The sequence below is a fragment of the Mesorhizobium sp. B2-4-13 genome (assembly GCF_006658535.1).
GTDB lineage: Bacteria > Pseudomonadota > Alphaproteobacteria > Rhizobiales > Rhizobiaceae > Mesorhizobium > Mesorhizobium australicum.
Map to the genome: position 1 here is coordinate 124,771 of NZ_VFVB01000005.1, position 24,813 is coordinate 149,583.

Annotated in this window: 24 protein-coding genes; 4 read left to right on the forward strand and 20 right to left on the reverse strand. The window is 62.6% G+C overall.

Annotation, left to right across the window (positions count from 1 at the left end; all coding sequences use genetic code 11):
• Positions 1–84: 84 nt before the first annotated feature.
• The 9 genes from FJ936_RS15770 to FJ936_RS15810 form a co-directional block, all read right to left on the reverse strand.
• Positions 85–1,167, reverse strand: coding sequence for a DUF3800 domain-containing protein (locus tag FJ936_RS15770; protein ID WP_141906754.1), 1,083 nt, complete (start codon positions 1,165–1,167; stop codon positions 85–87).
• Positions 1,168–1,329: 162 nt separating this feature from the next.
• The gene (locus FJ936_RS15775) at positions 1,330–2,118 is read right to left on the reverse strand and encodes a recombinase family protein (protein WP_246680480.1); all 789 of its coding nucleotides are present in this window, start codon (positions 2,116–2,118) and stop codon (positions 1,330–1,332) included.
• 130 nt (positions 2,119–2,248) lie between these two features.
• Entirely contained in the window at positions 2,249–2,701 is a 453-nt protein-coding gene (locus tag FJ936_RS15780; RefSeq protein WP_141906755.1) for a hypothetical protein, read from the reverse strand.
• 314 nt (positions 2,702–3,015) lie between these two features.
• A complete protein-coding gene (locus tag FJ936_RS15785) occupies positions 3,016–3,453 on the reverse strand; it encodes a terminase small subunit (protein ID WP_141906756.1) in 438 nt (145 codons plus the stop codon).
• 174 nt (positions 3,454–3,627) lie between these two features.
• Positions 3,628–4,992: a phage/plasmid primase, P4 family gene (locus FJ936_RS15790; protein ID WP_141906757.1), complete on the reverse strand. Its 1,365-nt coding sequence runs from the start codon at positions 4,990–4,992 to the stop codon at positions 3,628–3,630.
• Positions 4,992–5,210 carry a hypothetical protein gene (locus tag FJ936_RS15795; RefSeq protein ID WP_141906758.1) on the reverse strand — a complete coding sequence of 73 codons (219 nt, stop codon included), beginning with the start codon at positions 5,208–5,210 and terminating at the stop codon, positions 4,992–4,994. Before FJ936_RS15795 ends, FJ936_RS15790 begins: the two co-directional genes overlap by 1 nt.
• Positions 5,211–5,389: 179 nt before the next feature.
• The gene (locus FJ936_RS15800; RefSeq protein ID WP_027053057.1) at positions 5,390–5,608 is read right to left on the reverse strand and encodes a helix-turn-helix domain-containing protein; all 219 of its coding nucleotides are present in this window, start codon (positions 5,606–5,608) and stop codon (positions 5,390–5,392) included.
• A 117-nt stretch (positions 5,609–5,725) separates the two neighbouring features.
• A complete protein-coding gene (locus FJ936_RS15805) occupies positions 5,726–6,241 on the reverse strand; it encodes a hypothetical protein (RefSeq protein WP_141906759.1) in 516 nt (171 codons plus the stop codon).
• A 5-nt stretch (positions 6,242–6,246) separates the two neighbouring features.
• A complete protein-coding gene (locus FJ936_RS15810) occupies positions 6,247–7,488 on the reverse strand; it encodes an integrase arm-type DNA-binding domain-containing protein (RefSeq protein ID WP_141906760.1) in 1,242 nt (413 codons plus the stop codon).
• 793 nt (positions 7,489–8,281) lie between these two features.
• On the opposite strand from FJ936_RS15810, the gene FJ936_RS15815 reads away from it, so the two are divergent.
• Both FJ936_RS15815 and FJ936_RS15820 read left to right on the forward strand, forming a co-directional pair.
• On the forward strand, positions 8,282–8,608 hold the full coding sequence (locus FJ936_RS15815; protein WP_015315187.1) for a low affinity iron permease family protein: 327 nt from the start codon (positions 8,282–8,284) through the stop codon (positions 8,606–8,608).
• A gap of 1 nt (position 8,609) precedes the next feature.
• Complete coding sequence (locus FJ936_RS15820; protein ID WP_210241776.1) at positions 8,610–9,953, forward strand: phospholipase D-like domain-containing protein; 1,344 nt, start codon at positions 8,610–8,612, stop codon at positions 9,951–9,953.
• A gap of 62 nt (positions 9,954–10,015) precedes the next feature.
• Here FJ936_RS15820 and recQ read toward each other — a convergent pair whose 3' ends face one another.
• Positions 10,016–11,851, reverse strand: a complete 1,836-nt coding sequence (gene recQ, locus FJ936_RS15825; RefSeq protein WP_140790055.1) for a DNA helicase RecQ — start codon at positions 11,849–11,851, stop codon at positions 10,016–10,018.
• 237 nt (positions 11,852–12,088) lie between these two features.
• Between recQ and FJ936_RS15830 the strand changes: the two genes are divergently transcribed.
• Positions 12,089–13,510 (forward strand): coniferyl aldehyde dehydrogenase, encoded by a 1,422-nt coding sequence (locus FJ936_RS15830; protein ID WP_140790057.1) that lies wholly within the window; start codon positions 12,089–12,091, stop codon positions 13,508–13,510.
• 144 nt (positions 13,511–13,654) lie between these two features.
• Here the strand turns inward: FJ936_RS15830 and FJ936_RS15835 are convergent, their stop codons facing one another.
• From FJ936_RS15835 to uxaC, 8 genes are all read right to left on the reverse strand, one after another.
• On the reverse strand, positions 13,655–13,993 hold the full coding sequence (locus tag FJ936_RS15835) for a cupin domain-containing protein (protein WP_015315183.1): 339 nt from the start codon (positions 13,991–13,993) through the stop codon (positions 13,655–13,657).
• 10 nt (positions 13,994–14,003) lie between these two features.
• Positions 14,004–14,768, reverse strand: coding sequence for a 2-dehydro-3-deoxy-D-gluconate 5-dehydrogenase KduD (gene kduD, locus FJ936_RS15840; protein ID WP_140616586.1), 765 nt, complete (start codon positions 14,766–14,768; stop codon positions 14,004–14,006).
• A complete protein-coding gene (kduI, locus tag FJ936_RS15845) occupies positions 14,765–15,616 on the reverse strand; it encodes a 5-dehydro-4-deoxy-D-glucuronate isomerase (protein WP_140662554.1) in 852 nt (283 codons plus the stop codon). Before kduI ends, kduD begins: the two co-directional genes overlap by 4 nt.
• Before the next feature lie 22 nt (positions 15,617–15,638).
• The gene (locus tag FJ936_RS15850) at positions 15,639–16,412 is read right to left on the reverse strand and encodes a FadR/GntR family transcriptional regulator (RefSeq protein WP_140616584.1); all 774 of its coding nucleotides are present in this window, start codon (positions 16,410–16,412) and stop codon (positions 15,639–15,641) included.
• Between the two features lie 114 nt (positions 16,413–16,526).
• Entirely contained in the window at positions 16,527–17,807 is a 1,281-nt protein-coding gene (locus tag FJ936_RS15855) for a TRAP transporter large permease (RefSeq protein ID WP_015315179.1), read from the reverse strand.
• A 3-nt stretch (positions 17,808–17,810) separates the two neighbouring features.
• Positions 17,811–18,335, reverse strand: coding sequence for a TRAP transporter small permease (locus tag FJ936_RS15860; protein ID WP_041163297.1), 525 nt, complete (start codon positions 18,333–18,335; stop codon positions 17,811–17,813).
• A gap of 62 nt (positions 18,336–18,397) precedes the next feature.
• Positions 18,398–19,378: a TRAP transporter substrate-binding protein gene (locus tag FJ936_RS15865; protein WP_015315177.1), complete on the reverse strand. Its 981-nt coding sequence runs from the start codon at positions 19,376–19,378 to the stop codon at positions 18,398–18,400.
• Between the two features lie 33 nt (positions 19,379–19,411).
• Entirely contained in the window at positions 19,412–20,824 is a 1,413-nt protein-coding gene (gene uxaC, locus FJ936_RS15870) for a glucuronate isomerase (RefSeq protein WP_015315176.1), read from the reverse strand.
• Between the two features lie 151 nt (positions 20,825–20,975).
• Here uxaC and FJ936_RS15875 point away from each other — a divergent pair, with 151 nt between their 5' ends.
• Positions 20,976–22,484: a mannitol dehydrogenase family protein gene (locus FJ936_RS15875; protein ID WP_015315175.1), complete on the forward strand. Its 1,509-nt coding sequence runs from the start codon at positions 20,976–20,978 to the stop codon at positions 22,482–22,484.
• Positions 22,485–22,651: 167 nt separating this feature from the next.
• Here the strand turns inward: FJ936_RS15875 and FJ936_RS15880 are convergent, their stop codons facing one another.
• Both FJ936_RS15880 and atpD read right to left on the reverse strand, forming a co-directional pair.
• Positions 22,652–23,059: a F0F1 ATP synthase subunit epsilon gene (locus FJ936_RS15880; RefSeq protein WP_015315174.1), complete on the reverse strand. Its 408-nt coding sequence runs from the start codon at positions 23,057–23,059 to the stop codon at positions 22,652–22,654.
• A gap of 112 nt (positions 23,060–23,171) precedes the next feature.
• Entirely contained in the window at positions 23,172–24,767 is a 1,596-nt protein-coding gene (atpD, locus tag FJ936_RS15885) for a F0F1 ATP synthase subunit beta (RefSeq protein ID WP_015315173.1), read from the reverse strand.
• Between the last annotated feature and the right edge of the window lie 46 nt (positions 24,768–24,813).

A 24,813-nucleotide genomic window follows, 5' to 3' on the forward strand; every position in this document is an offset into this window, starting at 1 on the left:
CCGTAAAGCCACCCCGCCCCCCGTCCGCCGACGAACCCCGGCGGGGTTCAACATCCGATCTCACGGCTGCCGGCAACGCCGCCCTCAGCCACTGTCTTTTCCACGCTTACCCGACGGAGGCCCAAAGACGTTCTTCGTTAAGTAGTCGATCACTTCGGCGGCCTGTGTTCCTTGCCGGAAGCGACGTTGCTCTTCGAAGTCGATTGACGGCAGCAGATGTATGAACTGGTCATAGCGATAGAGCGAGGCCAGGGCTTCTGGGTCGATCCCGCCTGTTCGGAAGCCCGCGAGGTTGTTGGCGGCGTCAATTGCCGCCCCGATCATTATGTCGGCGACTTGCACTGCCGGGCTCGACTGGGAATTGACTTGTGTTACCTCCCTCAGTTGCAGAGGAAACTTTAGGCTGGCGATTGCAGTCTGCCGGAACTCGATTACCTCATCGTGGTCGATCAAGCTCTGGAGTAGCTGATGATAAGAGAGCAGATTTTTCGACTGGTCATGCTCGACGCGGTAAGGGCCTCCGGCCATAACTTCCATGCGGGTTATCAGCGATTGCAACACTACGATTGCCGCATCGGTATTCACACCCGGCATCGCAATGGCATCGAGGCATTCAGGGGCTGCGTTTTGGGCCAATGGCCCTAGAACCTCGGGCAACTCGCGCCACCTTGTCTCGCGCGCTGCAGAAACCAGATCCCTTAACGATCCCGGCGTTTTCTGTTTAGCGGCTCGCTGGAAAGCTGCAAGCAGCGCGTCGAAAGCCTCCTTGCCGAGGAGCGTCGGGCCTGCGTAGGACAGCATCGACGCCATGGCGTAGTTCTGCCCGTTCTCGTAAAAATCAAAGCCTCGCTCGTAGTAGTAGGGCTCGACGGCGTAGTCGAGGAACATCAGCACCAGCAGGAAACGCTTGTCGCAGACGTAGGTCACGCATTTGTATTCGCTCAGCAGGTCACGTTGCAGCGCGAGAAGCTGTGGACGGTTGACCGGACGCCGTGACAGAGTTCGATACTTGAGTTCCGTGGCCTGAAGCTTGGGGAAATGCTCCTTGATCAGCCGTGCAGCATCTTCATCGCTTATCGCGATTGCAGTTGCGCCTTGAAAGCGCTGATCCGGGTTAAGCAGGTCGTAACCTGTGTACCCGCTCTCGTCGATCCGGAAGCACTCCATGCTAGTTCTATCCAATCGCTGCAGTTCCCTAAATTGCCTTTTATTCTGCGAACGATAACGGGTCACAACAATCGCCCATCTTCCTTAATGTAGGCGCGTCTGATAGGGGCCCCACAAGAGCATCCTACCCCTACCACCGGCAAACCCGGCTGGGGGGCGGGGCTACCAGCGTGAGCCGAGCGGGGTCCGAGATCCAGACATAGCACCTTCTGGGACTTCGTCTCGTATCCCAGAACAAGCTGGCGCTGGTGGGCTGAGCTTCTCACGAGCATCGCGATTGATGATGTCTGTTACCTGAACAGCCGTCCACGTTCCGCCGCGCGCCGAAGCGACGCCGCGCGCATTGAGCGCCACCGCAATCTGCCTCAGGGATTTGACCCCGCTCGCTTGAATGTCGCGGATGATCGGCAGGATATTTGCTGCAAAGGCGTCGGCCTGTGCCGTGCGAACTTCCCTCGATCTCTGCTGCGCTTCGGCAAGCTTTGGGCCTCCAAGTTGGACGCCGCGCGCCTTTGCCGCCGTTAGGGCCTCCTTGGTGCGCTGGGAGATCATCGTTCGTTCCCTCTCGGCAAAAGCCGCGTAGATGTGCAGCATGAACGGATCGACGCCCGCGCCCAATTCGGCGACGACGAAAGGTATCTGCCGGGACATGAGGTTGGAGATGAAGCTGACGTCTCTCGCCAACCTGTCGAGCTTGGCAACGACCACCGGGCAGCCGCCGTTTCGCTTGGCCGCCGCCAGCGCTGCGGCAAGTTGTGGGCGCTTGGCGAGAGCATCAGAGCCCTTGCCGGTTTCGGCTTCGAGAAACTCGGCGGTGATGTCAAACCCTTCGGCCTCGGCAAAACGGGCGATGGCCTGACGCTGTGCTTCAAGGCCAAGGCCACTTTTGCCCTGACGGTCGGTTGAGACGCGAAGGTAGGAAATAACGGTTTTCATTGAGCGATCCAGCATTGCGTAAGGATTGTATACGCTCGTTTGTAAACCTTACAGCGGGTCAGGGCAACGGGGAATTTCAAAGTCACCCTCCGCGACGCGGCCTATCGGACATCGACCAAGCCGAATGGTTGCGTGTTTGTTGTCCTTACGCGATTAGCTCATTGCGCAGGAAATTCGCCACTCCCTGCTCAATCTCTTCCGTCGGAACTACTTGCCGGTTGTGCAAAGCTTGATCGACGAAGTCTGATCGCGAATGCGCGAAAACCATGGCATAGCCCCGTACCCTGCCGGGCAGCATACACCACAGTGGATGGCGACGAGCATCGGGCAGTTGCGCGATGGGCATTGTACCCGCAAAGTCAAAAAAAACGGGAACACGGCAATTCGCCCAAGCCTCACCAAAACAAAGTGCTGGGAAGGGTGTGATGAAGAAGCTCGGTTTGATGATTTGGCGTCGCGCGGTGTAGCCCTTCTCGAACCTCGACCAATCGCCCAATAGGCGCGTCCCATCCACGACCCAAACCATGTTTCGGTAGAAGACCTCGCGCGAGATGCGCTCGTCGGGCGTGATGTGAGAGCGCTGAAATTCTAGAACCAATCCATGATCTGTCTTGACATCGGCGACATGACATTCGCCGTTTGGGGCGAGGTCCCTGACTTCCCGCCAATCAGCCGGAAAGAGGCCCTTCCACTGGCGATGCCAAAGCGTCTCAGTCTCTCGCCAAGGATCACAGTCTGGACGACCTTGATGTGCCCAATGCTAGATGCGACGTGTCCCGCACTTAGCAATCACCGTAGCTTTGCATGTTTCGCATTCACCCACTCGCTTTGGCGCAGCTTCCTGTCGAACACTATCGATCAACGCGTACTGCAAGACACCCCTCCGAGACACAAACTGCCAGCTTACTGCCGTCAGTGACGCTGCGGCACGAAACGCCTCTGCCACTCTTCAAGAGACATCTGTTTAACCTCGGTCGCTTCGCGCATCGGCTTGCGCACAGTCGAAGCAACCTCGGCTCTATCGACCACCAGCCCCAAAAGCTTCGCCTTGCCCATGACGGCGGAGACGCCTGCGCTCGGGTTCTCGCATTCATGCGCCAAACGAAGCATGCCATCCAATTCGGCAACGAGGGTGTCGATAGTGACTGCCGAACGCTGGGCGGCTAGTGCCTGCAACTCGGCAACGCGCGCAATCACCTTAGGCAACCTGACCATTTTCGAGGCCTCCACCTCAGCCGCATTGCCGCGCGCAATATATCCGGCCTCGATATAGGCTCGCGATTGGGGAAGGCCCTCCGCGAGGCCAAGGCAGAAGCGGTCTTGTCTGGTGTTCAGGTTGCTTTTGCTCATGATGGTATCATCATACCGCAGTCACCGCGTTCGAGCCATGACGAAACGCTAGCCGGTCTTCTGGCTCTGTCCTCGGGAGGGCATGACGCATGACGGATGATGACACGAGTTTCGATATCTCATTTACGTGCATGCGCGCGTGCGCGGTCATTTGGAAAAATGCGTCATCATCCGTCATGCGTCATACTCGAAATTGTTTTGTGGCTTCAACCGGACGCCTTCGAAGCCGCGCGCTGTTGTCTTTCGGCGTTGCGCCATTCCGTGCCGAAGCATTGCTTGCGTAAAACCCTTCATGCTTCCCGGCGCTTCGCCAGCCGTCTTGCAATAAACGGCCCAACTCGCGAACAGCTTGGTGGTCGGCTCCCATTTGTAGGAATTGCCTTGCTCTACGTCGCAATGATCGGCCAACCATTGGGCTAGAAGGTCCTGATCAGCGAAATAACCGGCTGTGGCCTCAACGATGCTGGCGGGCCGTACAAGCCCGTTAGCTTGCCAACCAAGGTAGCCGTCGATCATCCACCGCAGGATCGCCGGCCATTCGCTTTTTAGCTTCGCTTCAAGCTCCTGGTCCGGCGCAGCGGGCTTGCGTGTGAACGGAACAATGTTGAAGCGTCGACGCGCCGCGTCGTCGACGTTCCTGAGTTGTGGCTGATGGTTGCCGACGATCATCAGCTTGAATGCCGGCCTGTACGTGAAGAAGTCGCCACGCATAAAGCGGGCGGTAATGGCATCACCGCCCGTAAGGCTCTTGATGCGGCCTTCGGCCCATGCCTTGCCATCATCCGTCTCGGAAGCCGTCACAAGGCGTGCGCCCCTGAGCATGGCGAGGTCAGTAGGGTGCCGGTCGCCTATCGAAGCGGTAAACGTGTCCATTGGCGCAGTCGTGGCGTAGTCGGCCATAATGCCGGCGATGGTGTTCATAAACACGCTTTTGCCGTTGCCGCCATCGCCATGCACGAACACAAGCGCATGTTCCCTGATGTCGCCGGTGAGGCAATAGCCGCACCACTGCTGCAGGAAACGAACCATTCCAGCATCCGCACCGGTCGCCTCGTCAAGGAAGCGCAACCACAGCGGGCAGTCAGCCGTAGACGAAGGCGCAACCGCCGTGAGCTTCGAGATGTGGTCAGGAGGACGGGCCTCGAACAGCGAGCCGTCGCGAAGGTCGACGGTGCCGCCCGGCGTTCCAAGCAGGAATGGGTCCGCATTCCAGATGTCGGATGTGACGGCGAAATGCGGATCGGCCTGCGCAAAGCGTTCCACGCCGGCCACAAAGCTGGTCTTCCGCACAACGGCCGTTTCCTTGCCAGTAGTGCTCGCGGCGAGTTCCCTCGCAAATTCACGCACCAGATGGAACGCGATTTTCGTCTTGTCCGGCTGCCAACGAGAACCTGTCCACTCGAACCACATCTTGGCGTCATGGTCGTAGCGAAGTTGTTCTGAAAAAATGGTCGCAAAGCCAAGCGCAGCACCGTCTTCCGTGACGGTCGCAGTATCGTCGGCGGGCCTGCGGCGGCGCTTGTAGGGCAATGCGTCCATCAATAGCTCCTGCCGTGCTGGCGGCGATATTCTACAGCCGCGCGGACGATGTGATCGGGAACGGATTTTGGCTTTCGGCCGGCCCAGTCGGCGACAAGGCTTGCGCAGTCGGCGTAAAGGTCGCCTAGCGCTTCGCAGACATATCCGGCTTCATCGAGCTTTAGCGTCGCCGATTGCAGAGCATTGCGCGCGAACTGCACCAGCCGGACGGATGCCATCAGGTCGAAATTACCCGGCGTGATATCCGGGCGAAGTATTATGGGTAGTTGTGCAGGCATCGGCCCTCACATGGTAGGAGCCGAGCAGTTGACCTGTGCTGCAAACGGAGGGTAGTTTGGGCCTTCTCACCAGCCCGAAAATAACCTTGACCCGCCGAGCAGGCTAGCTGCCGGCGGGTTTAGGCTGCCTCGTAGCCGCCTTGCTTCGGGATCAGTGTTCTGCCGTGGCTGCGGACCGCCGGGAGGCTGCCGTCGGCAATGCGGCGCAAAACCGTACGCTGGCTCAGGCCCGTCATGGCAGCGACCTCTTTGATTGAATAGGTAAGCCGGTTGTCGGGCACCTTCGAAAGGAGGTTCGCGATGGGATCGGTACGCTCAACCCCTGCAGTCGTGTTCATGGCTGGCAATCCTTGAGAGGGATGGTCAGCCCATGACAGCACTAATGAAAGTGCGTTGCAAAACAATGATTTGGCTGTTTCATAACGATAAAGAAGGTCGATCCGGCGCACTTTTCGTCATGACCACGTGATCACGTTGCCAAACAGGAGAAGTTCGTCGCAGTGCCCGTCGAAACAGTCTCGCGCCACCTTCTCGCTGATGCCAAAGAACTGGGCCGTGTCGGCGACAGCCTTTCCCAGCTTGCGCCGGCGCAGCGAGCGCCCGCGTTCGTCCGCGTCAAAGATTGCTGCCAGCGCGAACATGGGAGGCGTGGGGTCGGGCCCAAGCCGAAGGAACACCGAAAGTGCAATCTCGTTGCGAGGAACCTCGCACGCCTTGCGCTCACCTGTCGGGGTCCTTATGCATTTGACCGAACCAGTCGGCCTACCGATCATCGCCTTTGCTGCTTCAGAGAATTGGCCCGTCCTGCAGTACCCGAGCAAGAGCTTGGCTGCCATGCGCCGCTCAGGGTCGTCGGACCTCCAGAGCATCCGAACGATATGGGCGAAGACGCCGGTCTCGTCGGCTTCGTCTGCCATCGCCTTCAAATAAGCGGCGCGGATGGCCTTCGCGCTGTCGGGCCTTTTGTCCATTGCGACTACTCTGCAGCCACCTTGCGCCGCCCGGCAAGCGGGATCACTTTGCCTTTGCCATCGGCGCTGGCCAGAAAGTCGGCCCACGCTGTCATTAGCTTGCGACGACGCTCCAATGCCGTTCCGCGTCGATATGCCTGTTCGGCTTTGTCGCCGACGACATGCGCTAGCGCAGCCTCTGCCACCTCACGCGGAAAAGTGGTGCAATCGCCAGTCCAGTCGCGGAAACAGGACCTGAAACCATGGATTGTCGTTTGGTCCTTGAGTTCCCATCGGCGCAATAACATCTCCATCGAGGCGGCAGAGATCGATCTACCCTTGCGCAAGCCGGAGAAAACATACGGGTTATCACTCCGCCTCGGCAGTGAGCGGAGAAGCGCTATGGCGCGAGGCGACAGTGGGACTTCGTGCTTGCGCCCGGCCTTCATGCGGTTTGCCGGGACCGTCCAGACCTTCTGTTCGAAATCGACCTCGTCCCATGTCGCGTTGACGGTCTCGCCCGACCGTGCGGCGGTGAGTATCGTAAACTCAAGGACCTTCGCGTCCATGCCGCTGGCCTCGCGCAGTCGCCGTATGAATGCCGGCACGTTCTGATAGACCATCGCGCGATGATGGCCACGCCGCTTCAGCTTTTCAGGCTTTGGCAGGATGGCATCGAGATGACCACGCCACATGGCAGGGTTTTCGCCGGACCGCCAGCCACGCATCTTGGCAAAGCTGAGTACCCGTTCAATGCGACCGCGAAGTCGCGAGGCTGTCTCGGGCTTGGTTGACCAGATGGGCTTCAGAACCTTAAGGACGTCAGCGGTTTCGATTGCCGAAACCTTCATCTGGCCGAGGTATTTGCAATAGGCGTCGCCGAGCGTCATTTGCCACTGAGCCCGGTGCTTAGCATTCTTCCACGAAGCCATTCTGTCCTCGTCGAGAAAGGCCTCCGCTGCCTCGGCGAATGTCGGCTCGGCCTCCTCTCGTTCCGCCTCCTGACGAGCATGCAGCAGAGGATCGCGGCCAGCAGAGAGGTTTTTGCGAGCCGCCCCCGCCTTTTCCCGCGCATCAGCAAGGCCAACGGTAGGAAATGCTCCCAACCCCATCGCTGTGCGCTTGCCATCACGCTTCCACATGAACACCCAAGATTTCGACCCGCTCGGCTCCACCTGCAGGTAGAGGCCGCCGCCATCGCCATGGCGTCCGGGTTTCGTTTCGGACTTCACTTCCAAAGCGGAGAGTTTGTTGATAGGGCGCGCCATATCTCTTGCACCTTTCCTTGCACCTCAAGGGCGTCATCAGGTGGGAGTATATGTCAGCGCGCGGCTCGATGAAAATAGGCAAACGGCTGTAAATTATATGATTTTTCGCCAATCTGGCGTGGCATGTCACCTCCTGACATCTCGACTACGGCGGTCTCCCTCTCCGCCATTCCCCCAAATAGAAAATGCCGGCGGCATCGGCTACCGCCAATTCGCGGGTTCGTCCCCATCCTCGGCGATAATGATCGCCGACAGGCGCTGACATGCGTGCGGCGGGACGCGACCGGCTGTCGCGGGTCGGAAAATAAGAAGCGATGCCGAGGAACCAAAGCATGTCCCTCAAGTTCGATATCCGTTTCCAGGGGAGATCGAGTTCAGCATGCAAGGTCGAGGGCCAATCAAGGCAGCACTTCGAGCACAGGCCGATGAGGTACGCATCCGCATCGGCATCCTACAGCAGGAGTTGACCACCAACCGCAAAAGCATGGGAGGCACATTGCGGTTGGGGTACGAGATAAAGTCGAGGAAAGTCCTTCTGGCGCGTCTGGAAAGGGTATTGGCGCAGTACTCGCCGGGCTGCCTGCGTGAGGACGTCCCGACGCTGCGGCACTCCGAGACAGGCCCGAGATCGCAAGGCTCCCATTGCAGCCTCTGACGCTGCAGCCATTCGAGCCAACGCCCACCCCAGACGGATGGTCAGGGCCTGGCGGCGCTTTCTGCAGACAACTGTGCCGTACGGCAGCCTCGCCGACGCGCTCGCGGGAACCTGCGTTACCGTGGAAAGTTCCTGCTGATGGCAAATCACCCCATTACCGGCGCGCTCACCTCGATCGGCACGTGGACCTCTCGTCCGGCAGCATTCCTGGTCCTGCTGGCCTATGCGATCTTCTGGATCGTTTTCGACCGGCAAAGCTTGAACTGGCATGGCGCGGCTACGCTCCTCACCTGGGCCATGACGCTCTTCATTCAGCGGGCTGAACATCGCGATACCCAGGCCATTCATGCCAAGTTGGACGAAATGCTGAGATCAAACAGTTCGGCTTCGACCATCACCCGCATCGACGATGAAGAGCCCGAGGACATCGAGAAACATCGCGATCGCAAGCAGCAGGGCGACTGACATGCGCGCTGCCGGTCTCGTGGCGTTCCTGAGGGGCGCGAAGCCAACGCGGTTGGGTCGAAAATTCAGCCCGCTGCTCAAGGGATTAAGCTATGTGGCCGTTGCGGTTGTCGCCGGTCTGGCCACGTTGGCTGCCATAAACCTGACCCCTGAACCGCGGGTTTTGCGGACGATTGTCCCGCATCGCTTCGACGCATCGGATCCGCAGTTCGCGAGGTCGATGAGCAGCTACTCGCTGGGACAGATGTCCGACGCGAACGCGGTGCAGACCCTTGTGAACGGCGACGAGATTTTTCCTTCGATGCTCCGGGCAATCGGCGCGGCCCGGTCCACCATCGATTTTGAAACCTATATCTATTGGTCTGGGGCTGTTGGATATGAATTCGCACGAGCATTGGCGGCCAAGGCGCGGCAAGGTGTGGAGGTCCGCGTGCTTGTCGACTGGGTCGGCAGCCTGCCTTTCGACGAAAACCTGATCCACATCATGACAGGAGCCGGCGTGAGGTTCCAGCGCTACCGGCCGATCCATTGGTATACGTTGGACCGCGTGAACAACCGGACCCATCGCAAACTGCTCATCGTCGACGGACGGGTGGCCTTTACGGGCGGCGTCGGCATCGCCGACAAATGGCGGGGAGACGCCCGCAATCCGGATGAATGGCGCGATACGCACTATCGGATCGAAGGGACCGCCGTGCCTGCTTTCCAGGCAGCCTTTGCCGAAAATTGGTTGGAGACGACCGGTGAGACATTGCAGGGTCGGAAGTTCTACCCTCCGCCCGAACCGGCGGGGTCGCTCGGCGCCCAGCTGATACTTTCTTCGCAGCCAAATGGCTCGGAGAACATGGAATTGATGATGCTGGCCGCGATAGCCGCCGCGAGGGATCACCTGCGAATCGGAATGGCCTATTTCGTCCCCGACGACATCGCCCTCCAGCAGATCCTGGACGCCAGGAAGCGAGGCGTGTCTGTCGATGTGATCGTTCCGAACGCGCTCACCGACGTGCCTTTGGTTCGGAAGGGCTCGCGCTATTTCTGGGGCGACTTGCTTAGGGCTGGAGTGCGTATCTACGAGTTTCAACCCACCATGTATCATCCCAAGCTGCTGATCGTTGACGACATCTGGACGAGCTTTGGTTCCACCAATCTGGACGAACGCTCCTTGCGGCTGAACGATGAAGCCAGTCTGAACGTCTACGGCAGGGATTTCGCGAACACGCAGATCGACCTGTTCAACCAGGACCTTGGGAGGTCCCGGCAAGTTACCCTGGCCGAATGGGAAGCGCGTCCCCTGCGGGAAAAAATTTCGGACTGGCTGGCCAGCAGGCTGCGCTCCCAACTTTGATGACCTGGCTTTTACTGCTCATTCGACCAGCCTGATCAGCCCTACCGCTCGCCATCAGGCTTTCAGCCAGCCTGATGCGCCGCGATCGCGGCCAGAAAAACCGCGCCAAACTCCTTGAGCTTCGCCGCTCCCACGCCATTCACTTCGGCAAACGCGTCGAGGTCGCGCGGGCGGCGGTCGGCCATGTCGATGAGCGTGCGGTCGGAAAACACCACATAGGCCGGCACCTGGCGCTCCTTGGCGAGCCGTAGCCGCAGCGACTTGAGCGCCGCCAGCAGCGAAGCATCGACGCCCTCGGCTCCGGCGCCGGCGCCTTCCCCGGAACGCTTCCTGCCGCGCGCCAGAGGGTCCCGCGTCTCGACGCGATACTGGAATGCAATCTCGCCACGGCCGAGCACGCGGCCGCTTTCGGAGATGGCGAGGCCGCCATGGCCCTCGGGATCCGGCATCAGGAACCCGCCGGCCACCAGTTGCCGGATCAGCGACAGCCACACTGTCTTCCTGTGCGCGGCGCCGGTGCCGAAACTGCTGAGTGTTTGATGACCTCTCGCCAGCACCTTCTCGGTCTCGTGGCCAAGCAGGATATCGATGATATGGGCCGCGCCGAAGCGCTCGCCGCTCTCTGCAACCGCCGCCAGGATCTTCCGCGCTTCGGCACTGCCATCGGCGCGCGGCGCCTGGTCGAGGCAGTTGTCGCAATTGCCGCAGGCCTGGGCCTCTTCGCCGAAATAACCGAGCAGCACCTGGCGGCGGCATTGCGCCGTCTCGCAATAGCCGATCAGCGTGTCGAGCCGGCGGTGCGACCGCCTCTTGTGCTCTGACGAGGCATCCTCGTCGTCGATGAACAGCCGGCGCATGCGGATGTCGCCAAGGCCGTAAAGCATATGCGCCTCGGCCTCGCGTCCGTCGCGGCCGGCACGGCCGATTTCCTGATAATAGGCTTCCAGGCTGCCCGGCATATCGGTGTGGAAGACAAAGGCGACATCAGGCTTGTCGATGCCCATGCCGAACGCGATGGTTGCCACCATGACGACGCCGGACAAGGTCATGAAGGCGTTTTGATTGGCTTCACGCGCCTCCTTGCTCATGCCGGCGTGGTAGGCGAGCGCGGTGACACCGTTGCGCTTCAGAAAGGCCGCCATCTCTTCCGTTTTCTTGCGCGACAAGCAATAGATGATGCCGCTCTTGCCCGCATGGCGCTCGATGAAGCCGAGCAGCTGGCGCTTGCTGTCCTGCTTGGGCGCGATGGCCAGCTTGATGTTGGGCCGGTCGAAACCGAGCACCAGCGTTTCGACCTGCTCGGCGAACAGGCGGGCGGCGATGTCGGTACGCGTGCTCTCATCGGCCGTCGCCGTCACCGCGATGATCGGCACATTGGCAAAGATACCGCGCAACCGGGACAGATCCTCATATTCGGGCCGGAACGCCGGACCCCATTGCGAGATGCAATGCGCCTCGTCGATGGCGATCAGGCTGACGTGGAGCCTGGAAAGAGCGTCCAGCATGCGCTCGGTCATCAGCCGCTCCGGCGCCAGATAGAGCAGCCGCGTCTGGCCAGATGCCACACGGCGCCAGGCCGCGACATTGGCCTCGCGGTCGAGCGAGGAATTGATCGTATCGGCCGCCACGCCGGCAAGCCGCAGCGCCGCGACCTGGTCCTGCATCAGAGCCACCAGCGGCGAGACGACGAGGGTGAGCCCGCCCAGAACCAGCGCCGGAACCTGGTAGCAGAGCGATTTGCCCGCGCCCGTCGGCATGACGGCCAGCACATGGCGCCCGCCAAGCAGTGTATCCATCACGTCGGCCTGGCCGGGGCGAAAATCGTCGAAGCCGAACACCTCCTTCAGGACGCGCCGCTTGGGATCCCCGGCCCTGATACCCGCCGCCTGCGCCGGCATCAGACAGCCGCCTGGCGGCAAGTGATGTTTCGCGTACGGGAGAGATCGGGCAAGATGGTCAAGGGCGACTCCTTGTGAGGCCTTGGAGTAGCCCACCGCTCATCCCATCACAACCGCCCTGTCAATGCCCTCGGCAACACCGCCGGCGACGCCTTCCCCAGCGGCACACGCACCCCTGATGGATTCCGCCGCGTTGCGATGTAAGCTTGCCCTCGCCGATACGCCACGGAGGGCGCGATGCTGCAGGTGAGACAGGATTTGCTGGGCGAGCGGTTCCGGCTGCAGCGCGCCGCCTTCAAGGCACAACCCTTTCCCGACCTTGGCGTCCGCAAGGACCGGCTGAGGCGCCTGCTGGCGCTGACCGAGCGGCACGAGACTGAAATCTGCGCTGCGATCGACGCCGACTTCGGCGGCCGCTCGGCACATGAAACCCGCCTGGCCGAACTGTTCGTCGTGCGCGCCGGCATTCGCCATGCGCTCGCCCATGTCGGCGCCTGGATGCGGGAGCGCCGCGTTGCCACCACCTTGCCGTTTCTGCCGGGCCGGAATCGCCTCGTGCCGCAGCCGCTCGGCGTCGTCGGCATCGTATCGCCCTGGAATTATCCTTTTCAGCTCGCCGTCGCGCCGGTTACGGCCGCGCTTGCCGCCGGCAACCGCGTGCTGGTCAAGCCTTCCGAACTGACGCCGGCTTTTTCCGGGCTGCTGACCAGGCTGGCCGGCGAACATTTCGCCCCGGACGAACTCAGCGTCATCCCCGGCGATGCCGATACGGGAAAGGCTTTCGTCTCGATGCCGTTCGATCATCTGCTGTTCACCGGCTCGACCGCGGTCGGACGCCAGGTAGCGATCGCCGCCGCCGCCAACCTGACCCCGGTCACGCTCGAACTCGGCGGGAAGTCGCCGGCGATCCTCGACCCCTCCTGCGATCTCGGCACTGCGGTTGCCAGCGTCGCCTATGGCAAGCTGTTGAATGCCGGGCAGACCTGCATCGCGCCGGACTATTTGCTGGTGCCGAAGGGACAAGCAGGTACGGTCGCCGCGAAGCTCGCAATCGCCATGGCGCGGCTCTACCCCTCGCTGCGCGACAACCCCGACTATACCGCCATCATCAGCGATCGGCATTACCAGCGTCTGCGCGCCATGATCGCGGAAGCGCGCGACACGGGTGCCGATGTCACCGAGATCAACCCGGCCGGCGAAGACCTCGGCAATGCGGGCCGGAAGCTTCCGCCGACCCTGGTCAGCAACGCAGGCCCGGACCTGAAGCTGATGCGCGAGGAGATTTTCGGCCCGGTGCTGCCGATCGTCGAATACGCCACGCTCGACGACGCGATCGCTTATGTGAACCAGGCCGACCGGCCGCTGGCGCTCTACTGGTTCGGCAACGACGGCGGCAACCGCCAGCGCATCCTGCGCGAGACGGTCGCCGGCGGCGTCACCATCAACGACTGCATGCTGCATCTGGTGCAGGAGAACCAGCCCTTCGGCGGCGTCGGCGCCAGCGGCATGGGCGCTTATCATGGCGAATGGGGTTTCCGCACCTTCAGCAAGGAGAAACCGGTCTTCCTGCAGTCGCGCTTGAGCGCGGGGAGCCTTCTGCGGCCACCCTATGGCAAGACGTTCGAACGGCTTTTCGGCCTGCTCAGGCGCATCACCTGACGCGCATTAAGTCTATCTTCACCATGATGCGGCAGCTTTCGCACCCTGCGGTGATGTTTTGAGTACCGCGGCGCCATTGGCGCCCAGGCAACAACCCGCGCTTCCCTGGAGGCGCGGGTTTTTCGTTGGCCGAGCAATCGTCGGTCAGGCGAGGAAATCGGCGCGGTGCGGCGTAAAACTGTCGACCAGCCGCCCCGCCTCGAGCGCCTTGACGCCGTGCACCAGGCCGGACGGCACGATGAAGCTGCCGCCGGTCTCGACGATTTCGGTCCGGCCGTCGATGGTCACCTCAAAACGGCCTTCGGCGACATAGCTCGCCTGCACATGCGGGTGCGAGTGCAAGGCGCCGACACCACCCTTGTCGAAACCGAATTCGACCATCATCAGTTCGTCGGTGGAGAGGAGAACCCGCCGGCGATTGCCATCCGGGGTCAGCGTCCAGGCACCCTGGCCGGCATGCGCGAAAATCTTCGGCTCGGTCATCGTCTTCTCCTCATCGCGCCAGCCATCCCCCATCCACCGGCACCACCGCGCCATGCATGTAGTTCGAGGCCGGCGCCAGCAGGAAGACGGCGGCATCGCCAATGTCTCCGGGCTCGCCCCAGCGGCCGGCGGGAATGCGCCCGAGGATGGCCGCGCTGCGGTCGGGATCGGCGCGCAGCGCCTGCGTGTTGTTGGTGTCGATATAGCCCGGCGCTATGCCATTGACGTTGATGCCCTTCGCCCCCCACTCGCAGGCGAGCAGCCTGGTGATGCCGAGCACGCCATGCTTGGACGCCGTGTAGGACGCGACGCGGATGCCGCCCTGGAAACTCAGCACCGAGGCGATGTTGACGATCTTGCCCTGGCGTCCACCGGCAAGGAGGCGCCGCGCAAAGGACTGACACAGCAGGAAGACGGACTTCAAATTGACGTCGATCACGTCGTCCCAGTCGGCTTCGCCGAGATCGATGGCATCCGCGCGCCGGATGATGCCGGCATTGTTGACCAGCCCGTCGATCGGACCGTTTTGATCCCAGACGCGGTCCAGCATCGGTCCGACTGCTGCCGTGTCGGCAAGATCGATGCTCACCGCCTCGAATTGGCCGCCCACAGCGCCTACCTTGCTCGCGGTATCGTCCATCGATGAGCGGCCGACGCCGATCACGGCGCCACCGGCGCGCGCGATCGAGATGGCAATGCCTTGGCCGATGCCGGTGTTGGCGCCGGTCACCAGGATGCGCTTGCCGGCCAGGCTGAAGGCGGAGAGGTCGCTCACCGCAGCATGTCCATCGCCACCGGATCGACATCGGTGTAGTCGACATTGTCGCCGGCCATCGCCCAGATGAAGGCATAGTTGGACGTGCCGGCGCCAGAGTGGATCGACCAGCCCGGCGACAGCACCGCCTCCTCGTTGCGCATGACGATGTGGCGTGTCTCGTCCGGCTCGCCCATGAAGTGGAAGACGCGGGCCGCCTCGGGCAGGTCGAAATAGAGATAGGCCTCCATGCGCCGGTCATGCACATGGCACGGCATGGTGTTCCAGATCGAGCCCGGCGCCAGCTGGGTCATGCCGACGACGAGCTGGCAGGTTTTTGTTCCCCCGGCATGGATGAACTGGAAGATCGAGCGCTCGTTGCAGGCCTCCTTGCTGCCGAGATCGAGGCGCTTGGCGTCATCGAGGCGGATCAGCCGGCTGGGATGAGCCTGATGCGCCGGGGCGCTGAGCAGATAGAACTTGGCGGGGTCGTTCCTATCAGCAGAAGCGAAGGAAACCGTGTCGGTGCCCATGCCGAGATAGAGCATGTCGCGCGCCCGCAGGTCGAAGGACTGGCCGCCGGCTTCGATCGTGCCGGCACCGCCGATGTTGACGGCGATCAATTCGCGCCGGTCGAGAAACCCCTTGGTGCCGGTCGGCTTGATCGCTTCCAGTGGCAATGCCGTTGCCGCAGGCACGGCGCCGCCGACGATCATGCGGTCGTAGTGCGTGTAGGTCAGGCTGATGCGCCCGGGCTGGAAGAGATCCTCGATATGGAAATTATGGCGCAGCTCATCCGTTCCCATGGCGGCCGCCGCCGCCGGGTCGATGGCGAAGCGCGATGTGTAGTCGGTGTGGTTCTGGCTCATTTCTGTCCTGGCTTTCGGTGGATCATTCGCCCGCGGCCGCCTTGACCGAGCTGGCGTAGTAGGCCTGCCGCGCCTGCAGCCGCTCGCGGTAACGCTGCTGGCTGGCGCCGAGATGGGTGCGCATCGCCTCGCGCGCGGCTTCGGCATCGCCCGCCGTGATCGCGTTCAGGATCACCAGATGCTCGCGCTGCAGCCCGCGCTGGTAGCTGTCGGACTGCGCCAGTTCGGTCGACCAGGGCGAGGTCACGTCGCACGGAATGGCGCGCCGGCCGAGCACGTCGAGCATCTCGACATAGAAGGGGTTGTTGGTGGCGCTGGCGATGGCGCGATGAAAGGCGAGGTCGGCCGGACCGGTCGGCTGGCTGCCGAGCAGCAGCCGCTCGAACTCGAAGAAGGCTTCCTGGATCGCCGCCTCCTGCGCGGCGTTGCGACGGATGGCAGCGAGCCCAGCCGATTCGATCTCGATCGCCAGCCGCACCTCGAGCACGTTGAGCGCGACCGAATCCTTGGCTCCCATGTCGGCGGCGAGCGCCCCGAACATGGTCGAAATATGCTCTGTTACGAACACCCCGGCGCCCTGCCGCGGCTCGACCAGACCGTCGGCGGCAAGCTTGGCCAGCGCCTCGCGGATGACGGTTCGGCTGACGCCGAAGGTTTCGGTCAGCTGGCCCTCGGTCGGCAGCTTGTGGCCGGGCGGGATCTCGCCCGCCTGCAACTGCTTGCGGATCGCCCCCACGACGGTTTCCGACAGCTTGGGTTTTCTCTCGACCCTGAGGTCGTTTGCGGTATCGGACACCTCGGTGACCTCCTAGTGCAATTCCACGAAAAGTGCGTAGCGGCTTTCCGCCTGGAATTGCGTAAACACAAAGAGTTAGAGCGGTTCAACGATTCTAACGATCGCCGAACCGCTCTAGTGAAACAGTCCCGGTAGCCACAATGAGATTTCCGGCACGTAGGTGACAAGCATCAGCACGGCGAAGGCGGCGCCGTAGAATGGCCAGATCGAGCGCATCGCGGTCCAGATCGGAATTCGCCCGATGGCGCAGCTGACGAACAGAACAGCGCCGACCGGTGGCGTGCAAAGCCCGATGCCGAGATTGAGGATGAGGATCACGCCGAAATGCACGGGATCGACCCCATAGGCCATGACGACAGGCAGGAAGATCGGCGTCGTGATGATGATCAGCGGCGACATGTCCATGAAGGTGCCGAGAATGAGCAGGACGACGTTGATCAGCAGCAGGATCACCAGCTTGTTGTCGGACACCGACTGCAGAAAGGCGACCAGTGCCGCCGGCACCCTGAGATAGGCGAGCAACCAGCCGAAGGCCGCCGCGCAGCCGATGATCATCAGCACCATGGCCGTGGTGCGCACCGACGCCGTCGTCGCCGCGACGAAGTCGCCCCAGCTCATCGAGCGGTAGATGATCAGCGTCACCAGGAAGGCGTAGACGATGGCGATGCAGGAGCTCTCGGTCGCGGTGAAGACACCGGACCTGACGCCGCCGAAGATGATGGCGATCAGGATGAGCCCGGGAATGGCGGCGACAAGCAGCTGCAAGGCCCGGCCGAAGCCGGCGAAGGGCTCCGTCGGATATCCCCGGCGGCTGGCGACCCAATAGGCCGTTATCATCAGCGAAAGCGCCAGCAGCAGACCCGGCAGCACGCCAGCCGTGAACAGGTCGGCGATCGAGATACGGCCGCCGGCGGAGATCGAATAGATGATCATGTTGTGGGACGGTGGAATGAGAAGCGCGATGATGGCCCCGACCGAGGTGATGTTGACGGCATAGTCGACGCCGTAGCCGCGCGCCTTCATCTGCGGAATCATCAGCCCGCCGACCGCCGACGCATCCGCCACCGCCGAGCCGGAGATGCCACCGAACATGGTCGACGCCGCGATGTTGACCTGCCCCAGGCCGCCGCGCAAATGACCGACCAGGGAGCCTGCCAGCGCGACGAGCCGCGCGGCGATGCCGCCGCGCACCATCAGGTCGCCGGCGAAGATGAAGAACGGGATGGCCATCAGCGAAAACACGGCGACGCCGGAATTCAGCCGCTGGAACACGACGACCGGCGGCAAGCCAAGCGTGAGGATCGTGGCAAAGCTGGCGACGCCGAGACAGAAGGCGATCGGCGTGCCGATGACCAGCAGGAACACGAAGGTGCCGAAGAGGACGATCAGGGCCATGGTTCAGGGCTCCTCGCCGGTTGCATGGATGTCGGCGTCGACGGGCAGGCCGGCAAAGCGCCCGGCCAGCCGTTCCAGCGAAAACAGACAGACCAGCGCCCCACCCAGGATGACCGGCAGGAAGCTGACGCCGCCCGGCAGGGCAAGTGACGGCATGACCGTGTTCCAGGTCAGCCTGGCCAATTGCACGCCATAGACGATCATGCCGGCGCCGAAGGCCAGCACGACAAGGTCGGAAATGCTGCGCAGTACCGCCTTGGCCGAAACAGGCAGGACATAGAGCAGCACGTCGAAGCCAAGATGGGTGCGTTCGCGCACGCCGACGGCGGCGCCGAGAAAAATGAACCAGCCCATCAGCAGAACCGAGAAGGATTCCGTCCAGCTCGGCGAACGGTTCAACACATAGCGCGAGAAGACCTGCCAGAAGATGATGATCGTCATCAGTGTCAGGCCGGCGCCGCTGATCCAAAGCGCCAGCCTGGCAAGCCCTGACAGGACCCGCTCCGCACCCAGCCAGAATCCTCGCATGGCGGACGCGTCCGAAGGCAGCGCGGGGGCCTCCGCGCTGCTCGATCCATTGCCCCTGCCGTTCATTTCTCGGCCTGTATGCGGGCGGCCAGGTCCTTCAGTTCGGGCGTCGACAAGTACTTGTCGTAAACAGGCTTCATCGCCTCGATTAGCGGCTGCTTGTCGATCTCGCTGACCTTAACGCCGGCGGCCTCGACGAGGCCGCGCGACTTCTTCTCCTGCGCGTCCCACAGTTCGCGCATCTTGACGACGCTGTCCTTGGCTGCCTGGCGCACGATCGCCTGGTCTTCCGGCGAGAGCTTGTCCCAGCTTGCCTTCGACATGACCAGCACTTCCGGCACGATCTGGTGTTCGTCCATCGTGTAATGCTTGGCCACTTCGTAGTGCTTGGCGGATTCGAAGCTCGGCCAGTTGTTTTCGGCGCCGTCGATGACGCCGGTCTGCAGCGCCGAATAGACTTCGCCATAGGCCATCGGCGTGGCGTTGGCGCCAAGCGCGTTGACCATGTCGACGAACACATCGGACTGGATGACGCGGAACTTCATGCCTTTCATGTCCGCCATCGAGGTAATGTCCTTCTTGGTGTTGTAGAAGGACCGAGCACCGGAATCGTAGAAGGCGAGGCCGACGAGATCATGCGCCTCGAACGCCTTCAGGATCTGGTCGCCGACAGCGCCGTCCATGACGTGGCGCATGTGCTCGACGGAGCGGAACATGTAGGGCAGCGACGGCACGGCGGTCTCCGGCACGATGCCGTTGAACGGTCCCATCGAGACACGGTCGAGGTCGATGACGCCGGCCTGGGTCTGCTCGATCGTGTCCTTCTCCTCGCCGAGCTGCGCCGAGTGATAGACCTCGATCGAATAGCGGCCGGCGGTGCGCTGCTTGATCAGGTCGCCCATGTACTTGACCGCCTCGACGGTCGGGTAGCCGTCCGGATGGGTATCCGAGGATCGCAGCACGGTTTCGGCGTTGGCAGCGCCGATCAGCAGCGAACCGATGGCGAATGTCGCCGCCGCCGTCAATTTCGAAAAATGCAACATGACTTCCTCCCTTTGAAAATCGAAACGCCCGGCTCAGAGCCGGTACGCATTCTTGGCAAGCGTGTAGGCAAGCTCCTTCGCGAGTTCATGCGCCTCGTCCTCACGCAGCCTGTGCTCGGCGACGAGACGCGCCAGGAACGCACAGTCGACCCGCCGCGCCACGTCGTGGCGGGCCGGTATCGACGGAAAGGCGCGCGTGTCGTCGTTGAAGCCGACCGTGTTGTAGAAGCCGGCGGTCTCGGTGGTCATCTCGCGGAACCGGCGCATGCCTTCCGGGCTGTCGTGGAACCACCAGGCCGGCCCGAGCTTCAGCGCCGGATAGACGCCGGCCAACGGCGCCAGTTCGCGCGCGTAGCTGGTTTCATCCAGCGTGAACAGGATGACGGTCAGGTCGCGCTCCAGCCCGACGCAGTCCAGTAATGGCTTCAATGCCGTGACATAGTCGGTCCGGGTCGGGATATCGAAACCCTTGTCCCTGCCGAATTTCTGGAAAGCGGAAGCCGAATGATTGCGCATGGAGCCGGGATGGATCTGCATGACCAGCCCGTCGTCCCGGCTCATCTTGGCCATCTCGGTCAGCATCTGCGCGCGAAACAATTTTCGCTCGCGCTCATCCTGCGAGCCGGCGCGGACCCGGTTGAACAGCTCCTGCGCCGCCGCGTTGGAAAGATTGGCGGTCTCCGCCGTCGGATGCCCGTGATCCGACGAAGTCGCGCCGAAGCTCTTGAAGAAGGCGCGCCGCTGGCGATGTGCGTCGAGATAACCGGCCCAGGTCCCGGTGTTGCAGCCGGTGATCTCGCCGAGCCGATCGAGATTGGCCGAAAAGCCTTCAAAATCGGGATCGACGACGGCGTCCGGCCGATAGGCGGTGACGACACGGCCCTCCCAGCCGCTGTCGCGGATCATCTGGTGCCATTTGAGATCGTCGAGCGCGCCTTCGGTCGTCGCGATGACCTCGATGTTGAAGCGCTCGAACAGCGCGCGAGGGCGGAAGTTCTCCCACTGCAGCAGCGTTGCGATCGTATCGTAATGGCGGTCGGCGGTCGCGGCGCTCAACGGCTCTTCGATGCCGAACAGATGCGCAAGGACATGGTCGAACCACAATCGGGTCGGCGTGCCACGAAAGAGGTAATAGTGTTCGGCGAACAACCGCCAGATCGCCCTGCCGTCGGTCTCGACGGGCTCACCATCGAGGGTCGGCACGCCGAGAGCCTCCAGCCGCACGCCCTGGCTGAACAGCATGCGAAAAATATAGTGGTCCGGCACGATGAGCAGTTGCGCGGGATCGGGGAACGGCTCGTTCAGCGCATACCAGCGCGGGTCGGTATGGCCGTGCGGGCTGATGATGGGCAGGTCCTTGATGCCGGCGTAGAGGGCGCGGGCAATCGACAGCTGACGCGCCTCGGCTGAAAACAGCAAATCCGCATTGGTCAGTGCCACGGCCATCCTCCGGCTCCATGGGTAGGATCGGTCAGAAATAATGTCAACATACAAAAATCGGATTGTTGTATGATGACTCCTAGGCAAAGCTGAGCATTGTCGGCGGACGCCGTCAGTGTTACCCCGCAAATCGTTCCACGAGATGAGTGCCGAACCGATGACAGACCGCCGCCTTTCCAACCGCATGGCGCAGGCATTGCCGGCCGAGGTCGCCGCGCCTCGATATGATCGTGGCGCAATCACGCCGGGCATCGTGCATCTGGGCGTCGGCGCCTTTCACCGCGCCCACCAGGCCGCTTATATCGATGAATGCCTGGCGGCCGGAGAAACGGACTGGGGCATATCAGGCGTGTCGCTGCGCAGCGCGGAAACGCGCGACGCGCTGGCGCCGCAGGACGGGCTCTACACCTTGGCTGTGCGCGGCAGCGGCGGCGAGAAGCTGCATGTCATCGGCTCGATCGGCTCGCTGCTGGTGGCGCCGGAAGACCCGGAAGCGGTGCTGGCGGTGCTGGCCGATCCGCGTACCCGCATCGTGACGCTGACGATCACCGAGAAAGCCTATTTGCGGGCGGCCGGCGGCGGATTGGACGCAGCGCATGCCGACATCGTCCACGACCTGGCCAATCCGCGAACACCGAAGACGGCGCATGGTTTTCTGACCGAAGCGCTCGCCCGGAGGCGGGGCGCTGGCACCCCGCCCTTTACCGTGCTTTGTTGCGATAACCTGCCGGCCAACGGCGCCACCTTGCACCGGCTGCTGATCGAATTCGCCACGCTGCGCGATGCAAGTGCCAGTTCGGCGGGCAATGCCGGAATGGCCGACCACATCGCCAGTCACGTCGCATTTCCCTCAAGCATGGTCGACCGCATTGTGCCAGCCACGACCGACGCCGACAGGGCGCGGATAGCGGGCGAACTTGGTATTGAGGACGCCTGGCCCGTGATGACGGAACCCTTCCGCCAGTGGGTGATCGAGGACGATTTCCCCATGGGCCGTCCCACCTGGGAAAAATTCGGCGTCACCATGGTTGGGGATGTCGCTCCCTTCGAGGACATGAAGCTGAGGCTGCTCAACGGCGCGCATTCGGGCATCGCCTATCTCGGCCTGCTCTGCGGCCACGCGACGGTCGACAGTGCCTTCGCCGATCCGGCGATCCGGCGGTTCGTCGACGCGCTATGGCAAGAGGCCATAACAACATTGCCGGACGACGCCGGCCTCGACCCATCAGCCTATACGGCCGAGCTTGCCGAGCGTTTTTCGAACACGGCACTTGCCCACCGTACGGCGCAGATCGCCAATGACGGCAGCCAGAAACTGCCGCAGCGCATTATCGCCTCGGCTGTCGAGTGCCTCGAAGCCGGCACCGAGCTGGTCCATCTCACGCTGGTGGTGGCTGCCTGGATCGCCGCCTGCGCGGCGCGCGGAAAGACGTTGCCGGAAGGCCATTTCACCGATCCGCTCGATGCGCCGATGACCGCGCTTTTGGACCAGCAGCTGCCGGCGAACGAAACCGTGACGGCGGTGTTTGACATGGCCGGCTTCGCCCGGGATCACGCCGAGCGCCAGACGCTGATCGAACTCGTGGCCGTCCATCTCGTCCACCTGCGACGAGACGGCCCGACGCTGGCCTTCGCCGCGCTCGGCATAGAAGCCGAAGGACAGTAAGGCGCGAGCGGTACGGAACTTGATGTCGCCGGGGCAGCGCCCCCTCTGTCCTGCCGATGTCGCGCAACTCCGGCACCGCCGCCACATCAACTCTCACGCCATAATGTCCCGACAAATAAAAAAGCGGGGCAATGCCCCGCTTTCAATCCGTTGTCCCGCGACGCGTTTCAGGCCGGCAGGATCGCGCCTTCCAGCGTGGTGAGCTGGCTAAGGAATTGTTCGGCCTTGCTGCGCGCCTGGTCGTCCTTGGCGTCGGCAGCATCTTCCCTGGCTTCCTGGATGCGGCGGGCGAGATCGGCGCGGTCGACGTCCTTCACCGCGACAGCGGATTCCGCCAGCAGCGTGCAGCCGGCCGGGACGATGTCGGCGAAGCCACCGAACACGACATAGCGTTCCTCGCTGCCCGAGGCGCTCTTCACCGTGACGACACCCGGCTTGATCGTGGTCATGACCGGCGCGTGATGAGCCATGACGGTCATCTCGCCTTCGGCGCCCGGGATGACGACCGACTCGACCTCGGCGGAAACCAGCAGGCGTTCCGGGGAAACCAGTTCGAACTTGAAAGCTTCAGCCATGTCAATTTAGTGAGTAGGGAATAGTGAGTAGGAAGTAGGGCAAGAGAACAACTATCCGACTCGCCCAGCTGCTATTCACTACTGACTACTGACTACTCCCTATTCGCTTGATTTACGCCGCTTCTGCCGCGAGGCGCTGTGCCTTCTCGACCGCTTCCTCGATGCCGCCGACCATGTAGAAGGCGGCTTCCGGCAGGTGGTCGTAATCGCCGTTGCAAAGGCCCTTGAAGCCCTTGATGGTGTCGGCGAGGTCGACCAGCTTGCCCGGCGCGCCGGTGAACACTTCGGCGACGAAGAACGGCTGCGACAGGAAGCGCTCGATCTTGCGGGCGCGGGCCACGGTCTGCTTGTCCTCTTCCGAGAGCTCGTCCATGCCCAGGATGGCGATGATGTCCTGCAGCGACTTGTAGCGCTGGAGGATCGACTGCACCTGGCGGGCGACGCCATAATGCTCGTCGCCGACGACCAGCGGGTCGAGCATGCGCGAGGTCGAGTCCAGCGGATCGACGGCCGGATAGATGCCCTTCTCTGCGATCGAACGGTTGAGCGTCGTCGTCGCGTCAAGGTGAGCGAACGAGGTCGCCGGCGCCGGATCGGTCAAGTCGTCGGCCGGCACGTAGATCGCCTGCACCGAGGTGATCGAGCCCTTGGTGGTGGTGGTGATGCGTTCCTGCAGCGCGCCCATGTCGGTGGCGAGCGTCGGCTGGTAGCCCACGGCCGACGGGATGCGGCCGAGCAGAGCCGACACTTCGGAACCCGCCTGCGTGAAGCGGAAGATGTTGTCGACGAAGAACAGCACGTCCTGGCCCTGGTCGCGGAAATATTCGGCGACCGTCAGGCCGGTCAGGCCGACACGGGCGCGCGCGCCCGGCGGCTCGTTCATCTGGCCGTACACCAGCGCTGCCTTGGAGCCTTCACCGCCGCCCTTCTTGTTGACGCCGGATTCGATGAACTCGTGATAGAGATCGTTGCCTTCGCGGGTGCGCTCGCCGACGCCGGCGAACACCGAATAGCCGCCATGTGCCTTGGCGATGTTGTTGATCAGTTCCTGGATCAGCACGGTCTTGCCGACGCCGGCGCCGCCGAACAGGCCGATCTTGCCGCCCTTGGCGTAAGGCGCCAAGAGGTCGAGCACCTTGATGCCGGTGATCAGGATCTGGGCTTCCGTCGACTGCTCGACATAGGTCGGAGCCGGCTGATGGATCGAGCGCATTTCGATTGCGTCGACCGGGCCTTCTTCGTCGACCGGCTCGCCGATGACGTTGATGATGCGGCCGAGCATGCCTGGGCCGACCGGCACGGTGATCGGAGCGCCGGTGTCGCGCACTTCCTGGCCGCGCACCAGGCCTTCGGTGGAGTCCATGGCAATGCAGCGCACGGTGTTTTCACCCAGATGCTGGGCAACTTCGAGCACCAGGCGGTTGCCGACATTGGTCGTCTCGAGCGCGTTCAGGATCGCCGGCAGGTGATCGCCGAACTGCACGTCGACAACGGCGCCGATGACCTGGCGAACCTTGCCGACAACGCCGGTGGCTTTCGTGGCCATGGCCTGCGTCTTGGCGGCCACGGCCTTGGCCGGCGCCGCTGCTGCCTTGGCCGGAGCAGCCTTTGCCGCCGCTGCCGGAGCCCTGGCCGCTTTCACTGGGGCTGCTGCCTTGGGGGCTGCCGCCTTCGGAGTTGCCTTCTGGGGGGTCGCTGCTTTCGCCATCGTCTTTACCCTTTTCGTCCTTTGTTTCTCACGCGGTCCGGTTCGC

Excerpts from the sequence above, each read along its gene's own strand:
- FJ936_RS15835 (WP_015315183.1), bottom strand. The coding sequence starts at position 13,993 with ATGACCGAGCCGAAGATTTTCGCGCATGCCGGCCAGGGTGCCTGGACG.
- FJ936_RS15770 (WP_141906754.1), bottom strand. The coding sequence starts at position 1,167 with ATGGAGTGCTTCCGGATCGACGAGAGCGGGTACACAGGTTACGACCTG.
- FJ936_RS15795 (WP_141906758.1), bottom strand. The coding sequence starts at position 5,210 with ATGGCATCCGTCCGGCTGGTGCAGTTCGCGCGCAATGCTCTGCAATCG.
- FJ936_RS15855 (WP_015315179.1), bottom strand. The coding sequence starts at position 17,807 with ATGGCCCTGATCGTCCTCTTCGGCACCTTCGTGTTCCTGCTGGTCATC.
- FJ936_RS15810 (WP_141906760.1), bottom strand. The coding sequence starts at position 7,488 with ATGGCGCGCCCTATCAACAAACTCTCCGCTTTGGAAGTGAAGTCCGAA.
- FJ936_RS15865 (WP_015315177.1), bottom strand. The coding sequence starts at position 19,378 with ATGTTGCATTTTTCGAAATTGACGGCGGCGGCGACATTCGCCATCGGT.
- atpD (WP_015315173.1), bottom strand. The coding sequence starts at position 24,767 with ATGGCGAAAGCAGCGACCCCCCAGAAGGCAACTCCGAAGGCGGCAGCC.
- FJ936_RS15790 (WP_141906757.1), bottom strand. The coding sequence starts at position 4,992 with ATGGACGCATTGCCCTACAAGCGCCGCCGCAGGCCCGCCGACGATACT.
- FJ936_RS15785 (WP_141906756.1), bottom strand. The coding sequence starts at position 3,453 with ATGAGCAAAAGCAACCTGAACACCAGACAAGACCGCTTCTGCCTTGGC.
- recQ (WP_140790055.1), bottom strand. The coding sequence starts at position 11,851 with ATGCCGGCGCAGGCGGCGGGTATCAGGGCCGGGGATCCCAAGCGGCGC.
- FJ936_RS15820 (WP_210241776.1), top strand. The coding sequence starts at position 8,610 with ATGCGCGCTGCCGGTCTCGTGGCGTTCCTGAGGGGCGCGAAGCCAACG.
- FJ936_RS15860 (WP_041163297.1), bottom strand. The coding sequence starts at position 18,335 with ATGCGAGGATTCTGGCTGGGTGCGGAGCGGGTCCTGTCAGGGCTTGCC.
- FJ936_RS15805 (WP_141906759.1), bottom strand. The coding sequence starts at position 6,241 with ATGGACAAAAGGCCCGACAGCGCGAAGGCCATCCGCGCCGCTTATTTG.
- FJ936_RS15830 (WP_140790057.1), top strand. The coding sequence starts at position 12,089 with ATGCTGCAGGTGAGACAGGATTTGCTGGGCGAGCGGTTCCGGCTGCAG.
- kduI (WP_140662554.1), bottom strand. The coding sequence starts at position 15,616 with ATGAGCCAGAACCACACCGACTACACATCGCGCTTCGCCATCGACCCG.
- FJ936_RS15800 (WP_027053057.1), bottom strand. The coding sequence starts at position 5,608 with ATGAACACGACTGCAGGGGTTGAGCGTACCGATCCCATCGCGAACCTC.
- FJ936_RS15880 (WP_015315174.1), bottom strand. The coding sequence starts at position 23,059 with ATGGCTGAAGCTTTCAAGTTCGAACTGGTTTCCCCGGAACGCCTGCTG.
- FJ936_RS15875 (WP_015315175.1), top strand. The coding sequence starts at position 20,976 with ATGACAGACCGCCGCCTTTCCAACCGCATGGCGCAGGCATTGCCGGCC.
- FJ936_RS15775 (WP_246680480.1), bottom strand. The coding sequence starts at position 2,118 with ATGCTGGATCGCTCAATGAAAACCGTTATTTCCTACCTTCGCGTCTCA.
- uxaC (WP_015315176.1), bottom strand. The coding sequence starts at position 20,824 with ATGGCCGTGGCACTGACCAATGCGGATTTGCTGTTTTCAGCCGAGGCG.
- FJ936_RS15815 (WP_015315187.1), top strand. The coding sequence starts at position 8,282 with ATGGCAAATCACCCCATTACCGGCGCGCTCACCTCGATCGGCACGTGG.